We start from the raw sequence: 18,147 nt of genomic DNA, 5'->3' as shown, positions 1-18,147 counted from the left end.
ATTTCGGCGTTTGTACCGTCACGATCGGCAGGGTCCACCACCGAAAAGTGACTGCATTGACCGTCGGAGCACGCATTTATTTGCGGGTTTTTTCGGTCGAACTATACTCGGCACTCGTTTCTCGGCCGTCCTCCAGGTCGAGGGACGGCTTGTCATTTTGCCTTGTTTTTTTGGGCGGTTTGTTGAACCCGAGATCGCCCGACCCACAACACGATTGTCCACCCCACCGGCCGGTCTGCCGCGGATAGCGAAAGCCAACCGTATGCAGCGAAGCCCCCATGAAGGTCTGGTCTATGACTTCGCGTGAGCGAAAGCACTCAACGTCCAACATTGCTCCCCAGGACGTCATCGAGTCGAACATCATTGAGTCACGTTCTGCCGCATCCGCTGTTTCAGGGCGAAACAAGAAACGACGCTCGTCCAAGCCGCGTGAGTTGCGGCGACGTCGGTTGCTGGAATCACTCGAGCCGCGTCAGTTGTTGGCCGGCCCGCAATTAATCGGGATTCAGCCCAACGAGGGCGCCCTGATCACCAACGATACCGTGCGTGATTCCTCGCCCCGCGTGCTGACGTTCGGTTTCGACGAAGACCAGGTGCTGGACACGGCAACGTTTGACGGCATCCAGATCAGTCGTGCCGGAGAGGACGGACAACTGGGGACGTCCGACGATGTCCGCGTCGAACGCGGTCTGGTCACGCTCGGCGATCCCAACCAGAACGAAGTGGTGGTCCGATTCGCCGAATCGTTGCCCGATGACGACTACCGCATCGAAGTCTTCGGTTTCGATGACGTCGGCCTGGGCATCACCGGACTCCGCAACACCGCGGGCGAATTCTTTCTTCCCAGCGATCCGGCCCAACGCAGCGAGCGAATCGATTTCAAGCTCAGCCTCGGTGCGCTCGTCGAGTCGGTGGTGCCCCAACCGGTGATCCGCGATTCCAACGGCCAGCTCCGACAGAACCGCAACGAGATCGTCGTCTACTTCAACGAGGATCCGTTGTTTGTCGAAGACGACGACAACGGCAACCCCACCCTGCGCTCGGCGGAGAACCCTCGCTTCTATCAGCTGCTGTTCACGCAGGAGACGGTTCGGACCACCGATGACGAGTTGTTCTTCCCGGACGAAGTGGTCTATGACGAAACGACCCACACGGCGCGATTGTTCTTCAGCGACGACATCAACAATCTGCCGGCCATCGCCCCCGACGAGTTACAAGAAGGCGGAACGTGGCGGTTGCGAATCGGCACCGCCGTCGACGATCGCGTCGACCTGATCTTGCCGCCCCGTCAGTTGTCGGTGCAACCCACCGCTGTGACCGATTTCCAGCACGACGGGTTACGCGTCGAATTTATCCTCAATCAGATCGGTGAAGCGGCCAGCGGGCGCGAAGTCCGATTCGAAAGCACCGGCTCGGGCGGACTGTCGGTTTCCTTGGACGCCAACAACAACGTCGTGTTCAACTTCGGGCTTGCCGACCCCGCCGTGGATCCGCTGCCGACGGTCGACGAACTCAAAGCCGCCGTCGCGGCCACGCCTTCGGTTGCCGCGGTGCTGGCGGTTCGTTCCGAACGAAACGGCGACGTCAACGACGGCGGCGGACTGGAATTGCCGCGCAGCGTCATCGGAGCGCCCGCGCTGAAGATGACCGCCGTCGGCGACACCCTGACGACTTCTCTGGACGTCGGCATCTTTGGTCAAGACGACTCCATCACCAGCCTGGTCGTGGCCGAATCGATCGACCCGCAAGCGTTCCTGATTGAACTGGCCGGTGGCAACGATGATCCCGGACACCGCGACCTTGAATTCGGCGTCGATGGACTGCGCGGTCACATCAACTTGAACTTCGGTGCCGACTCGCTCGATGGCATCACCGAGATTGCGTACAACTTTCAAGGGATTTTTGACAGCCAGGGTTCGACCGACTATCTGAACCAGATCAATGCGCGGCAAAAGACGCGGATTCGTGAAGTGTTGAACCTGTGGTCGGCCGAGATCGGCGTCCAATTCCGCGAGACACTCGACGAAGGCATCACGTTTGCCGTCGGTGATACCTCAAATCTGCAATCGCGTCCGAACACCACGCTGGAGCGATCCGGCGCGATCAGCTCGACCCTCAGCGCGTCACTGCGGATCGATCCGACGTTCAGTGAATCGGCGATCGTGTTCAGCAATCAAGCCAATTTGAACCTGGACTTCGGCGAGGATTTCACCCGCAAAGCGACCGCGGCCGTCGGTTTCCTGTTGGGGCTCGAGCAAGCTTCGGACCTGCCTCCGCAAACCACGATGGCGCTCGATTCCCTGTTCCTGAACCAAAACATCGACACGTCGCTTGCCGCGGTCGATTTGGAACCGGTGTTCCCCAGCAACTATGACGTCCTGCACGGTCAATACCTGCACAACCCCGACAGCGTCGACATTGACCTGTACCGATTCGAAGTCAAATTGGATGACGCGGACAAGGTGGGAACGTTGACGGCCGAGTCGTTTGCCGAGCGTTTGCCCGACAGCAGCCTGCTGGATACGACGTTGTCGTTGTTCGAAGAAACTCGTGCGTCGACGGTTTCGGATCTCGGATTCGGTTCCTCGCTCGGCGTGACCTTTGAAGCGTTGATCACCGGCCGTTCGGGCAACGGGACGGAGGTACGTTTCATTCGATCGGACCGAGGTTTCGGCGATGACGAAATCCGCGTCAATCGCGTCTTCGACAGCTCGGGTAATCCGATCGCCAACGCCGTTTTGCTGGACCTGCCTCGCAAGGGCGTCTTCATCAGCAGCGTGACGGCTCAACAGGTCGTCGATGCGATCAACAATGACCCCTTCGCCAGCTCGATCCTGCGGGCGTCGGTCACCCTGGGTGATCCGGACTCGGATATCAGCAGCGGCACCGCGGCCCCCCTGCCGGTCCGACTGGACGGCGGTGGTCTGACGAAACTCGCCCAAAACGATGATTACTTCAGCGAAGATTCCCGCATCATCGCCTCGTTGGACGAAGGCGTTTACTACGTCGGTGTTTCCGCCAGCGGCAACGATCAATACGATCCGACGATCCCGGGCAGCGGCTATGGCGGCCTGACCCAGGGCGCCTACGAACTGCACTTGAAATTTGAGCCGCTGGTCGACGAAGTGGATGTGATCCGCGACCTGGACAGCAGCCGCGACGGGGTTCCCGGCACCCCCCTGGACGGCGACGGCGACGGGGCGCCCGGTGGCGCGAATAATTTCTGGTTCCAAACGCGACCTGAGAACCGGATCGTCAACTTTACCGATGACGGCGACGCCGTGGTTCCCGGCCAAACGATCACGATCGTCTCCGGAACCGGCATCATTCGGACCTACCAATTTGTCCCCATCGGCGGTCAACCGATTCCGGGCAACGTTCCGGTCTTCTACAGCGACGGGACCAGCGGCTTCCCGACCCCCAGCGGCAACTTGGCCTCGGCGCTGGCCTCGGCGATCAATTTCCGCCAGAACGAAACCGGCGTGTCCGTCCAACGCGTCGGGACCGGATTGGAATTCACCGGCGAGCGTAGTATCGCGTTGTCCAACGGATTCCGCGCCGCGGTCGCGATCGGCCGAAACATCTTCGTCGACAAGACCGCCGGGCCGAACGCCGACGGCAGCCTGGAAAACCCGTTCAACAACATCGCCAATTCGGATGTTGCCAACGCGTTCGGTTCGGCAATCGATGGGGACATCGTCCGCATCGTCGGCAACGGCGGTCTGGACGGATTGGTGGAAACCGAAGCGGACAACTTCAGCTACAAGATCGGTCTGACCGATGTCGGCGGCCGGTCGCTCGAGGACGGCCGCACGATGGATGTTCCCCGCGGCGTCACGACGATGATCGACGCCGGAGCGATTCTGAAACTCCGCGGTTCGTACATCAACGTCGGCAGCAGCACGTTGCAAGTCGACCGCAGCGGCGGCGCACTGCAGGTGCTCGGTGCACCCCGGTTGGTCGGATTGAGCTTGGAAGGCGATCCGGTTTCGACGACCCTGATCAGCGACGTCGATGCGGGTCTGGACGGCTACGATGACGGCAGTGTGATCATCACCAGCATTCGAGATCGTCTGGCCGATGCCGATGCCGCCGGTGACAGCCCGCCCTCCCAAGCCGGTGACTGGGGCGGGTTGATTTTCCGACGCGACTTGGACCAGTTCGAAGGCCGCCGCGACCTCGAGGACGAGGGGATCTTCCTGCAACGCGTCAATCATGCGGAAATCCGCTACGGCGGCAGCAGCAACGTGTTGATCGATTCGGTGCAACAGTTGGTCAACCCGATTCTGGTGATCAACCTGCGGCCGACCGTCACGTTCAACGAAATCACCTTCAGCGCCGATTCGGCGATCAGCGCATCGCCGGACAGTTTCGAAGAAACGTCCTATCAGTCGCCGCGATTCCAACAAGCCGGTGAGTTCACCGCCGACTACGATCGGATCGGGCCCGAGATCTACGACAACCTGTTGGTGGAAAACACGGTCAACGGCTTGTTCGTGCGAGTCCCGACGACCGCGACGCAAACACCCCGCGAGATGACCGTCTCGGGGCGTTTCGATGACATCGACGTGGTCCATGTGTTGCCGGAAAACCTGGTCATCGCCAGCAAGCCCGGTGGATCGATCACCGACGGGTTCGCGCCGTCACTTTCCCTGGTTTCGGCCCGCGAGTTGCCCGGCGGATCACTGGCCGCGGGCACCTACCTGTACAAGATGACGTTCGTCGATGAAGACGGATTTGAATCGCTGGCCAGCGCCGACCAATTCAGTTTTACCGTCAGCGACGACGACAGCAGCGTGGAACTGACGGCGTTGCCGCTGATCAGTCGGGGCAACGACTATGTCTCGCGACGCCTGTATCGAGCCGAAGCGTCGGCCAATCCGGAATTCCGACTCGTCGCCGATCTGGGCGCCAGCTCGGCATCGTTCATCGATGACTTGGCCCTGGACGCCGGCACGCCCGGTATCGTCACCTTGGATTTGAACCGCACCGGAACCCGCGGGCGATTGGACGGATCGTTGGTGATGGATCCGGGCATCGTGATGAAACTCAGTGGTTCGCGGATCGAACTGCAGCCCGGCGCGGTGATGCTGGCCGAAGGCGATGGCAGCAACCCGATCGTGATGACCAGTATTCGCGACGACCGATACGGTGCCGGCGGAACCTTCGACACCAACAACGACGACGGCTCGCCCGTTTTCCAAGCTCCCAGCCACGGCGATTGGGCGGGCATCTACGCCGGACCGACCTCGTCGATCAGTATTGACAATGGCGTGATCTCCTACGCCGGTGGGATCAGCTTGATCGAAGGCGGTGAATCGATCGGGTTCGTCCCGCTGCAATTGCAACAGGCCGACGGCCGGATCACCAACAGCCGCTTCGAATTCAACGACAGCGGCCAGGACGGTGCCGGACCGCTGGGCCGCTTCGGCCGCCTTGCGGTCGCCCCCTCGACGATCTTCATCCGCGGCAGCCAGCCGGTGATCGTCGGCAACACCTTCATCGACAACGACGGATCGATCATCGACATCGACGTCGACTCGTTGACCGGCGAACGGGTGATCGACACCGGTCGCGAAACCGGATCGATCAATCGCATCAGCGAGCTCGACGACAACTACGGGCCGATGGTGCGGTTCAACCGTTACGACGACAATGATCTGCCCGGGCTGGACCAGATCACCGGCATGGAAATCCGTGGCGGGACCTTGGCCACCGAAAGCGTTTGGGACGACACCGACATCGTTCACCTGGTCTTTGATTCGATCATCGTCGACAACATTCACTCCGGCGGCGGGCTGAAACTCCGCAGCCGTCCCGACGAAAGTCTGGTCGTCAAACTCGGCGACCAAGACAACCCGCTGCTGACCGAACTGAGTAGCGGCCAGGGCACCCCCAACAGCGCGACGATCGGAACGGGGTTGACCGCTTCGGGAACGCCGAACGACGCGATCGATCGAATCGGCGGCTCGATTTCGATTCTCGGTCTGCCCGATGCCCCCGTCGTCTTGACCAGTTTCCGCGACGACACCGTCGGTGCCGGGTTGACCCCCGAAGGCACCCAGTTCACCGACAACAACGGCGACAAATCGAATTCTCGCCCCGAAGCCAACGATTGGCGGAGCATCTTGCTGGACCAGTGGAGCAACGACCGCAACGTCGATGTGATCCCAGAATTGGAACTGGCCACCGAAGTCGCGCCGGGATTGAACGGCAGCGTTCAAAACGCCCAGGTGCTCGGGGAACTGGCCACCTCGCTGACCGCCAGCGACGAAGTGCTGCGACTCGGTTTCGAAGTCGAAGGGTTCCTCAGCAATCCCAACGACGTCGATACCTACAGTTTCACCGGCAGCCCGGGCACGGAGATTTGGGTCGACATCGACAAAACCAGCTTCACGCTCGACTCGGTGATCGAGTTGCTCGATGCCAGCGGCAACGTGCTCGCCCGCAGCAATGACAGCGGCGATGAAATCGCAAACGGATCGACCGTCGAGGTCTTTGACCCCCGTCTCGAGGGCGTCACGACTTCGCTGCAAGCCCGCGATCCGCAGTTCAGCGAGTTCGGCGTCGGCGGCGTCTATGAAGACTTTGACACCACCAACCCGCGCGATGCCGGGATCCACTTCACGCTGACCGGCAATCCGACCAACCCGAATTCACGGAGCACGTATTTCTTCCGCGTGCGAAGTGCGTCCGTCAATCCCGATGACGCGGCGGGCGGACTGACCCGCGGCGGCTACCGATTCCAGGTCCGATTGAGCGAAGACCAGGAATTCCCGGGCAGCGTCGTGCGTTACTCCGACATCCGCTACGCCAATCACGGGGTCCACGTCCAAGGACTGATGGGAACCTCGCCGCTGCTTGGTGAAGCGAGTGAGAACGAGGTGGCGGACCCCTTCAACGCCGACAACAGTCAAATCAGCCCGCCGGTGCTGATCGATACGACGACCAACAGCACCGAAATTCCCTCGCAACGGGCACAGTATCTGGGCAACATCGTCGAGAACCGCAACAACGTGATCAGCGTTGCCGGTGAATTGTCGTCTTCGGCCGACGTCGACTTCTACCAGATCGACCTGCTCAACGACGACATCGACGACGCGATTCGATCGATGATCTTTGACATCGACTACGCCGCCGGGTTCAACCGACCGGACACCAACATCAGCGTGTTTTACGATCCCGATGGAGAATTCAGTGAAGCCCTCGAGCCGCGTTTGGTGCTGTTCGGCACCAACAGCAACGTCCTGGACGACCTGACCAGCCCGAACGGTGAAAACGACGGTTCGGAAAAACTCTCACGCGGCTCGATCTCGACCGGCGACCCGTTGATCGGACCGGTCACGTTGCCCGAAGGGACCTACTACATCGCCGTCACCGGCGCCGGCGTCGAACCGGTCGCGCTGACCTCGTCGCAGTTTGTCCGTCGTGAGCCGATCAACTCGGTGCGGCGCATCGTCGAGCAACGCTTTGACACCAGCGAAGGTTTCAGCACCGCGGGTGGACCGGTCGTTCCCGACTTCTTCACCAACGTGGACATCTCGGCCAGCGAGTTTGAATTGGCCGGCGATGGGATGTTCGGCCACGGCACACCCGGACACTTCGACGGCACCAGCGGACCGGCCCAGACCTTCGGCCAAGTCTTCAGCGAGTTCTTTGTCGCCGGCGGTGACGCACCCGGATTTGCGTTCGCGGGGTTTGGGGCGGCCGACCTGGACGCGCTCAACTGGTCGCTCGATGACAACGTCGAAATCGGCGGTGACTTCGTCTTCAACAGTTCCGACAACACGTCCACTTCGATTCCGCACGTTTCGATCAACGGAACACTCGGCGGCGATCGTTCGGACCTGTACCAGTTCACCGTGGACACGGACAACGCACGCGTGATCCTGGACATCGATGACGGGCACAGCTTTGTCAACGAGTTGGACCCTGATTCGGAAAACATCGTCTTTGTCCCCGATCCGACCAGCGTGGACACGACGCTGCGTCTGTTCCGCGAGGATCCGGTGACCGGACGTTACACCCAGGTCTTCACCAACACGCTGTCGTCGACCCTGGACGGGCGAAGCGGCAGTAACAGTGTGCTCGACCCGTTCTTCGATAGCGCCGCCTTCGGAACGCCCGACCTGCTGGCAGGCACCTACGTCGTTGCGATCTCACAGTCGCAAGTCAACGTGTCGGTCGACGCCAACACCGGTGCAATCACGACCGCCAACACCGATCCGTTGTTCGGCCCGCTCGATTATCGCTTGCACGTCTCGGTGGAAGATCATCTGTTGCCGCAAGGGGTGTTGGGCAATCAAACGCTGCACTACAACCGACTGACCAACGCCGACCCGGCGACGATCACCAGTCAGCCCTTCGATTTGAGCGGCTACGTCGACGTCGACCTGCCGACGTTCTACTTCAATTACCGTTTCGATCCGTTCGTCGATACGTTCTTCAACTCCGATGACGTCCAGATCCGGATTTTCAGTAATGAGAACCCGACCGGTCGACTGATCGCCAGCAACGCCAACCTACAGGCCGACGACACCTGGTTCCAATTCCGCGAAGACATCGGCGATTTCGCCGGTGACACGGGCATCCGCGTCGAGGTGACCTACACGCCGGTCTCGGGCACAAGTGTTGAAAACGACGGCTTGTTCCTGGACGATTTCATCATCGGATTCGCCGAACGCGGCGAAACGATCTTCAACACACCGGGCGGCACCGATGAATTCATCGGATTCGGATCCGGTGGAACGGGCGAGTACCAACTCGAAACACGGCCGGCCACCCCGTATGCGGCACCGATCGGATTCGGGACGGTGGACCTGGTCGAAGACTTCGATACCAACGACCGTCACAACCAGTCGTTCACCGTCGTCGCTCCGGACGGCAGCCAACTCACCGACGGCGACACCTTTATCCTGGGTGATGGTGCGTCGATCCAAACGTTTGAATTCACCACCACGCCGGGCACCGTCCAATTCGGCAACACCCCGGTGTTGTTCGACGCGGGCGATTCACCGGCGGAGATCGCCGAGGCGATCCGTACCGCGATCACCCAACAAACCGGAATCGAGATCGAGGCCTCTTCGGCGGCCGGTCAAGACAACGAACCGATGACCGATGGCCGGCTGTCGCTTGCCGGCAGCGCCCGCGGCAGCTTCGTCGCGATCGATTCGGTCGCCGGTGCCCCGCCGCTGGGAACCGCTCTGTCACGCGATGCCGATGGCCACTTGCTGCTGCCCGCGATCCTGCACGACGGTTATGGCGACTCTAACTATGTGCGGACGCAGGGTCAGGTGATCATCGATTCGAACACGATTAGCGATGTCCGTGCGATCGGCGTGTGGGCCGAACCGGGTGTTCGCGACATCGATCCGGAAGACGTCCGCGACAACGATTTCTCCTTCGGGACCCCGACCTTCCTGCCCTTGATCGACGGCAACCATCCGTTCCTGCAGTACCCGCCGGTGGGCAATACCTATCCGGGTTACGCACGCAACCTGCCGATCTTGAACGACTCGGTGCTCGGCGGTTTGGCGCCGGGGATCGTGGTGTCCAACAACACGATCGATCAAGCGGGATACTCCGGTGTCAAAGTCGATGGCGAAGCCGCACCGTTTGTGCTGGATGTCTTTGACATGATCGAATTGGACACGCTGGATCCGAACATCGCTGGAGCGGGCAACCGAACGATCCTCGAAGGCGCCTTGCTGACCATCGATGCCGGCGGCACCCGCGTGACGTTTGAATTCGAGGAAATCGACGGCGTGGCGGGTCCGGTCGGTTCGGGAACCCAAGGCGGGAATGGTGTCCGCGACGGCCACGTGCCGATTTATTATCGCGAAGACGTCGCCTCGGGTTACAACCGAACCGCCGCGGCCGATCGTGTTTCGTATTCATCGATCGAGCTGGCCACGTCGATCATGCAGTCGATCCAGGGCAGCATCCTGGTGACCAACGGATTGGTCGAGTTGGTCACGCCGACGATCGGGCCGTCTCCGTACCGTCGCAACCAGGCGTTTGAGTTCTTGCAGCAAACCCCGATGAGCTTCGACAGCGCCGCGGTTTATCTGCAGGGTGCGAGCGCGGTTTACTTCCGAGGCAGCCAAAACGCGTTCACGACCACACAGGCACCGGTCGCCGAATCGGTCCAACCGTTTGCCCGAATCGTCAACAACACGATTTACGGATCCGACGGGCTGGAGAGTCAGTTCCCGGAAGCCGATGATGAATCCAACGATGTCATGGCCGATGCGATCGACACCAAGGTCGGCCCTAGCCATCGCAATGTCTACACCAGCACCGCTGTCCTGGGCGACAACGTCGGACCGCTGGGCCCGGGCGGAGACGTCGACTTCTATCGCGTCAACCTGGACCTCGGTGACCGCTTGGTCATCGACGTGGACACCGTCGCTGGCGGCGCGAACACGGCCATCCAGATCTTTAATGAACTGGGCGAGCGTCAATCCTTTGATGGCGGCAACGGCAACGCGTCACTGGTCAGCCTGGCCGCGACCGCACCGGACCACCTGGATCCGGCGTCAACCGGTTTGGCCGGCGGACTGGTCCAAGATGACGTCAATACACGCGACCCCTTCGTCGACTTCTTCGCGCCCCAAAAGGGCGTTTACTACGTCGCGATCAGCGCCGACAGCAACCTGAGCTTCGATCCCAACTCGATCTCCGGTCGCACCGGTGCCACGGCGGATCTGGGCGGATACACGATCAACATGGAAACGTACGCACCGCGTACGCATGTGATCAGCGCCGACACGGGCCGTGCGACCGGAATGGTCGGTTCGGACGTGATCGGAACCACCTTCGTGATCACCCAGGTCGCCGATTTGCCGGCCAACTTCATCGTGGGCGGAGTCACCAACGCGCGGACCTTTGAGTTTGTACCGCTGGGCGGTGCCGCCCAGGCGGGGAACATTCCGATCGAAGTCGGCGATGCGAACCAGGCCGAAGACTTTTTACCGGACATCATGCGTGCGATCAGCGACGCGATCGAACCGCGGGTGGGCAACTTGCGTGTGAATTACGGCGCCAACGCACACCCGTTGCCCAACAACGACACCACCGAGGTTCCGGGCCCGATCGCCCGTGTCCGTGCCACCGCGTTGGGCGGTTACGAAAGCGACAACCAAGGCATCGTCAACACGACCCGCCGCGGGCTGGAAAACGGTGTGCTGATGACGCACCGCGATGGCTTCGGCAATACGGTCGATCACGACTTCCACAGCACGATCGTTTTGGATCAAGACACGATCGGTTACGGTCACGACCGCCGCACGACGGCCGGCAGCGGAACCACGGAAAACTACGTGTTTGTCGAAAATGCCGCCAAGATCGAACTCAGCCCCGAGGCGATCGCCGCGGGACTGCGACTCGACCCGGCACCCGGCTTCGACATCGATCAAGTGATCAACGAGACCGGGATCATGGTGACCGCCGGCGCCAGCCCCGCGATTTTGAACAACGTGCTGCTCAATCTGCACGAAAGCGTGGTCGTGGAAGAGACACACAGCCCCGGATTCAGTGCCGTCGGCGGCGACCAACAGGTCAAACCGATGGAGGTCGTGGTCGTCGGCAGTGTGTTCCAACACGACGAACCGGAAGCCCCCGTCTTTACCGATGCACCGTTGGTCATCGTCGGGCACACCACCGATGCCAACAAAGGGCCGAGCAACGTCAACGGCGGAACGGACGATTTCAACTTGACCAACGTCGACGACGCGGTGACCCTGGTCAATCCGGGCGGCGACAACTTCCTGCCCGCACCGTTCTCGTCGGTCATCGACAGCAACGTCGATTCGCTGCGTGAACGAAGTGCGTTGTCCAGTCTGCGTGAATCGATCGGGCTGCCGATCAGCAACGTGCTGGCCCCCAAACGCGACGTCACCGGTGTCAAACGAGCCGACAACCCGCTGTACCCCAACACCGGTCAAGGTTCGTCGATCTTCGGCGACCGCGGTTCCGTCGAATTGGCCGACCTGGTCGGACCGATTGCGATCGCCGAAGCGCCCCGTGACAACGACGCCGAAGGCATCGACACCGACCCCAACGTCAGCTTCATCAACTTGGATGGCGGCGTCTATGAACAGTTCCGAATCCAACTCCGCGACTCCGGCGATTCCTCCGACCCGTTCGCCGGTTCGGGCATCGACAACAACACGATCGTGGTCTCCGAAATCGCCGGCATTCGTGACCGCGGTGCAAACGTCACGCTGTTTGAAGACGATCGTTTGCTGACCGAAGGCATCGATTACACCTTCAACTATGACGAAACGAAAAGCACGATCACGTTGACGCCGCTGGCGGGAATCTGGAACAACGAGCGGGCCTACCGGATCGAGATGAACAATCGGGACCGCACGGTCTTGATCGCCCCGAACGCCGACCAGATCAACGACGGTGACCAAATCGAAATCACCGACAGCAACGGCGGCAAGGTGGTGTTCGAATTCGAATCCGGCTTCGTGATCCAGATGCCCGAAGCGTTGACGGTCGAAGTCCCGATCGAAGGGACCAACCAGGGCGGTCTGATCGACGGAGGCGTCTTCACCATCAATGACGGTGTCAACCCCGTCGTCGTCTTTGAATTTGATCTGGACGGCACCTCATTGCCCAGCAGCATCCCGGTCAGTCTGCCGACCACGCCGACGCCCACCGAACCGGATGAACTGGATGCGTTCCGCAACACCATCGCCGAAAACATCGCCGCGGCGATCGCTTCGCAAGCGACGAGCCTGAATGTCGATGTGCAGGTGGACGGGCCACGGGTCATCATCGGTTCGGAACCGAACACCCGGGTCGATGCCGCGACCAGCGGATTGGTGACCGCACCGCGGACGCTCGGATTGCAAGTCCCGTCGGCGGGAGCCGATGTCGGCGGCGTGCAAGCGGGTGAGACGTTTGAAATCAGCAACGGCACCTTCGTGCAAGGGTTCCAATTTATCGATTCGACCCGTCCGACGCCGGCGCCCGGTTTCATCGGGATCAGCATCGACCCGCTGCCGGGACCGCCGACGGTGCCGCTCGATGCCGACGCGGTCGCCACTGCGATTCAGAACGCGATTTTGAATTCGGCGCTCGAATTGACCCCGACGATCATCGGCACCACCGTGTACCTGGACTTGCCTGCCAGCGGTTCGGCGACCGTTCCGTCGGGACAATTGCGCACCGTCGGAGTCAGCCGAACACCGGCCGACGGCGATTTGATCACGTTCACGCCCAATGACGGTAGCGATCCGGTGATCTTTGAGATCAACCGCACCGACGAACGTGACAGCGACGGCAACCTCATCGGTGTCAACGGTGACGGTGTGTCCGACCAGAACCACATTCCGATCAACATCACTCGTTTGACCACCGGCGACGCAATGGCGGAGCTTGCGGCCGGTGAAATCAAAGCCCGATCGATTCCGGGTTTGTTGGCCAACGACGTCAATCCGATCGACGGCGGGATCCTCAAGATCGGGGGACAACCCGGATTGCTGTTGTCGGTCTCCGGTACCAGCCTGGAAGTCGTCGGATCCCCCGACGTGACCGGTCCCTCGACGTTGCAGATTTTTGGACCGCTGTTGATTTCGGTTCCGTTCACCGCCCCCAATGATGGTGACAGCTTCACGATCTTGGACAACGGCGGCACCCCGATCAGTTTCGAATTCGACTCCAACAACATCTTGAACAATCCGAACGCGGTTCGAATCCTGTTCTCGCGGTTCGATGATCAAGACACCGTTGCCACCTCGGTCGTCAATGCGATCAACGGCTCCACCGTCGGACTGACCGCCACCAATTTGGGCGGCGGCACGATCTCGCTGGGCTTGATCCCCTCCTCACGCGTGGACGTGACGAACACGTCACTGACCAGCCGCCGCGGGATCGTCAGCGATGGCGAACGGATCACGGTCACACAGGGCAACCTGTCGGTGACCTATGAATTCGAATCGGTCAACAACGGCGGCGGCGTGACCGGCAACAACGTGCCGGTTCCGTTTGAACCCGGTTCGACCCAGCTCGCGGTCTCGCAAAGCCTGGCCGCCGCGATCACGAACAATCCGCGTGGATTGAATCTGAGTGCCGCGGTGGAATTCGACAACACGGTCAGCCCGCCGGTGCCCCGCGTCGCCCTCCGCGACCTGCCCGGTACGGTCGTCGACGTGACCGCCGCCCCGTCGCTGATTTTGACCGGCGTCCCCGGTGGTGCGATCCCGATCAGCATCTCGCCGGCCGACACTCCGTTTGACATCAAGCAAGCGATCCTTTCGGCGATCAACTCGGTCAACCTTGGCCCCGACGGCGTGGTCACCACCCTGGCCGCCCAAGACCGCGGCGGTGCGACCTTGTTCGTCGAAAACGGCGTGCTGATCGATGGGCCGCTGACGAATTACTTCCTGCCCGCGATCCGCGACGTCCAGGGCAACGCCTTGGAAGCGAACCGGACGGACAACACGACCCAGTTCACGATCTTGATGCCCACCGTCGGACTGGATTACGGCGATGCCCCCGACCCTGTCCTCAATATTCCCGGACGCTATCCGACCCGATTGGTCAACGACGGGGCTCGCCACGTCGTGACCGAAGGGCTGCACCTGGGATCGACCATCGACGCCGACCTGGACGGACAATCGTCGGTGGGAGCCGATGGGGATGACGCGTTGACCGGCGTTTCGACCACCGGCACCCTGTTCTCGGTGACCACGGTCAACGGATCGACGGCGGTCAATGTGAACATCGCGACCGTGGATCCGACCACCCGGGACGGCGATACGATCACGATCAACACCGGTGTCCGGACCGCGACGCTGGAGTTCGATTTGAATGGACGCTTCGACGAAGACCACTATGCGATCCGCCCGGCCGATCCGACGTCCGTCGAATCGATTCTGCAGGCCATCGCCGACGCGATCGAAGAAAGCCCCGTGGAACCGGCGGCGATCGAGCTCGTTTCGACCAGCATCGTGATCAGCGGTGATGACGAAGACGGCGTTTCGTTCTCCAGTTATCAAAACCCCAGCGGAGTGTTCAACTCCAACGTCGTCACGCCGATCAGCTTCACGGTCACCGGCAGCGGCATCCTGCAAGGCTGGATCGACTACGACGGCGACGGCGACTGGAGCGAAAGCGAAGCGATCGCGTTCTTCGATCCCGGTGCCGATCCAAACACCGCGCTGCCGCGAACCTCGCTCGCGCTGACCGGTGACGGATCGCGATCGTTCACCTTCGACACGTACGTTCCCGAATCGGCGCCGGCACCGTTGTTCCCGACCTACACCACCGCGCGATTCCGGTTCTCGCGAACCGGCAACCTCTCGCCGGTCGGATTGTCGCTCAGCGGTGAAGTCGAAGACTACCAGGTGCTGTTGCTCAACGGCGAGCCGCCCCAGCTCAATGACAACACCACCACCCGACGCTTCACCGTCGACGAAGGCCAGGTCCTGCAAGCCCTGGACATCGACGGGAACCTGACCGGAACGGTGCCGTCGGATGACGGATTGTTGGTCGGGGTGTTTGATCGTGACGGCGACCCCGTGTCGATCCTGCCCGAAGACGCCACCGTCCGCGACCTGTTCACCGAAAACGGAACACTCGCCGGCGAACTGGATCTGAACACCAACGGGACCTTCACGTTCCGGCCCGAAGAGAACTTCAACGGAAGCATCTCGTTCCTGGCCCGCGTGACGGACATCAAATCGAATCCGGAGCAGCAACTGGTCAACGATACGGCGATCACCGTCACGATCGACGTGTTGCCGGTCAATGACAAACCCTTCGCGACCGAGACCGACGTGCTCACCACGGCGACGATCGACGAAGACCAGGTCACGATCTTCCTTGCCGAAGACTTGATCGATCCGTTCTACGCGGCCGGACCGGACAACGAGCTCAATCAACAGCTGATCTTCCAATCGGTCTCCAGCCCGAACTTGGGCGATTCGATCTCGTCGCTCGGGGGCATTTTGGAAATCCTGCCCGACGGACGCGGCGTCCGCTACACGCCGCCGACCGATTACAACGGCGACACCCCGGATGTGTTCAACTTTGTCGTTGCGGATGTCCCCGGCGGCAACTTGATCTCCCAAGCCGCTGACAAGCCGGGCACCGTGTCGATCACGATCAACGCGGTCAATGATCCGCCGATCGCCGGCAACGATTCCTTCAACGCCACCGAAGACCAGAACCTGCCGATCGCAATCATCGGCGGCGGTGGTCTGGTCGGAATCCTCGACAACGACCGCCCCGGCCCCCTGAACGAGGGCGATCAAACGATCAGTCTGGTGCCCGGTCAGTTCCCAACGACGGCCCCACTGACGCGAACCGCCCGCGGCGGGATCGTGCGACAGCAAGGCGGACAACTGGTCTACACGCCGCCGGGCCTGTTCAGCGGTCCGGACAGCTTCACCTATCGAATCGTCGACAGCGAAGGCGCCGAATCGACCGGGTTGGTCACGATCGATGTGGGCGGCGAAAACGACGCGCCGATCTTCCAAGGGGTCGACGGCGAACGGGACGCACAAGACAAGCCGGTCGAAGTGATCTCGCTGGCCGAAAGCAAACCGAATGCTCAATCCACGGTGTACGACCTCGACACCTGGTTCACCGATCCGGAGAACGACACGCTGTCCTATCAGGTCACCAGCAGCAATCCATCGATCGTGCAGGTCGATTTGCAGGCCAGCACGTTGACGCTGACACGACCGGCGTTCGCGTTCGGCACGGTCGCGTTGACCGTGCAGGCCTTCGACGGCAACGTCACGACCGAGCAAGAGGTCACCGTTTCGATCATCAACGAAAATGATTCGCCCCTGATCATCGGGTCGCTCGATCCGCTCAGCGGCAATGAAGACGAAACGACCAGCCGCCAGCTGACGAGCGTCTTCAGCGATCCCGATGGCGATACACTGACCTACGACGTCGCCAGGCTCGGTTCGATCATCCGTCCCTCGGATACCCAGATCGCCAACCATCCGTTGATCAGTACGATCGACTTCGACGGTGACCAGATCATCATCACGCCGAAAGCAGATCAATTCGGTGAGGTCACGATCGAAATCGAAGCCAGCGACGGATCCTTCCGTGTCAGCGACAGCTTCACCTTCACGGTCAATCCGGTCCCCGACGCGCCGGTCGGCTTCGACGACGGCTACAACGTCGCGATCGGATCCATCCTTCGCGTGCTCAATCCGGCCGACGGCTTGCTGCGAAACGACCGCGATGCCGATGGCGATCCGATTGCGGTCGATCTGGCCACCGTCACTCCACCGGGGCTCGGAACCCTGGACCTCAACGCCGACGGAACGTTCACCTACACCAGCAACGCCGGCGACGTCGGCTCGGTCGACACGTTCACCTACCGTGTCGTCGATAACCCATCGAGCGGCTCGCCACGGTACAGTGCATTCCACACCGTGACGCTGACTCTGACACGGTCGCGTTACCAAAACCCGGTCCAGGGGATGGAATCCGACGTCACGGCCGATGGAAACATCTCGCCGATCGACGCCCTGCGGGTGATCAACTTCCTGGGACGCCGCGACACGACTTCCGGTCAAGTCCCCGTGGGCGACATCGGCTCGAGCCCGCCGGACTTCTACGACGTCGACGGAAACGGTTTCGTCAACCCGTTCGATGCCCTGCTGGTGATCAACACACTCGCGCAGGCGCAAAACGCAGGTCAAGGCGAAGGCGAACAGGTTGTTCGAGAACTTTCGACGGCCAGCACCGTTTCTTTTGCAACGGCTAACTCGGACTTCCTGCCCACGACCAACGTCGAGCGGCCGATCGAGCGAGAGCAAGAATCGTCGACGATCGCGGATTCGACCGATGCCCTGCTGACCGCCGGCATCAATATCGAACCGGTTTCGTCGCAGCAAGCCGGGTCGGTTTTGATCGAGAGCTCGGCCGAAACGCCCAGCGAAGAGACGATCGATCACGCGATCAGCGACTTTTTAACGGAGCTGGAGGGCTCGTTCGAACTTTGACCATCCTGAACGCCGCTGCGGCTGTCCCCCCCAGTCGCCGGCGGTCGGCGGAAATCGCCAACGCGGTTTTCGCCAACCCACTCGCCGGCCGTTTGTCGGTTCAGTTCCCCTTACTATACTAAACGTTTGCACCCCCAAGGCCTCGCTCGTGACGGTTCGTTTG

The 18,147-nt window shown here is 61.2% G+C and carries 1 protein-coding gene; it reads left to right on the top strand.

Features of this window, described 5'->3' with window-relative positions; all coding sequences use genetic code 11:
- Positions 1-278 precede the first annotated feature (278 nt).
- The gene (locus Enr13x_RS11795; RefSeq protein ID WP_145386236.1) at positions 279-17,984 is read left to right on the top strand and encodes a tandem-95 repeat protein; all 17,706 of its coding nucleotides are present in this window, start codon (positions 279-281) and stop codon (positions 17,982-17,984) included.
- The last annotated feature ends 163 nt before the right edge of the window (positions 17,985-18,147 follow it).

The sequence above is a fragment of the Stieleria neptunia genome, from assembly GCF_007754155.1.
Lineage (GTDB): Bacteria > Planctomycetota > Planctomycetia > Pirellulales > Pirellulaceae > Stieleria > Stieleria neptunia.
The sequence above is the reverse complement of the archived record's forward strand: the minus strand, read 5'-3'. Positions and strand labels throughout refer to the sequence as shown.

Excerpts from the sequence above, each read along its gene's own strand:
- Enr13x_RS11795 (WP_145386236.1), top strand. The coding sequence starts at position 279 with ATGAAGGTCTGGTCTATGACTTCGCGTGAGCGAAAGCACTCAACGTCC.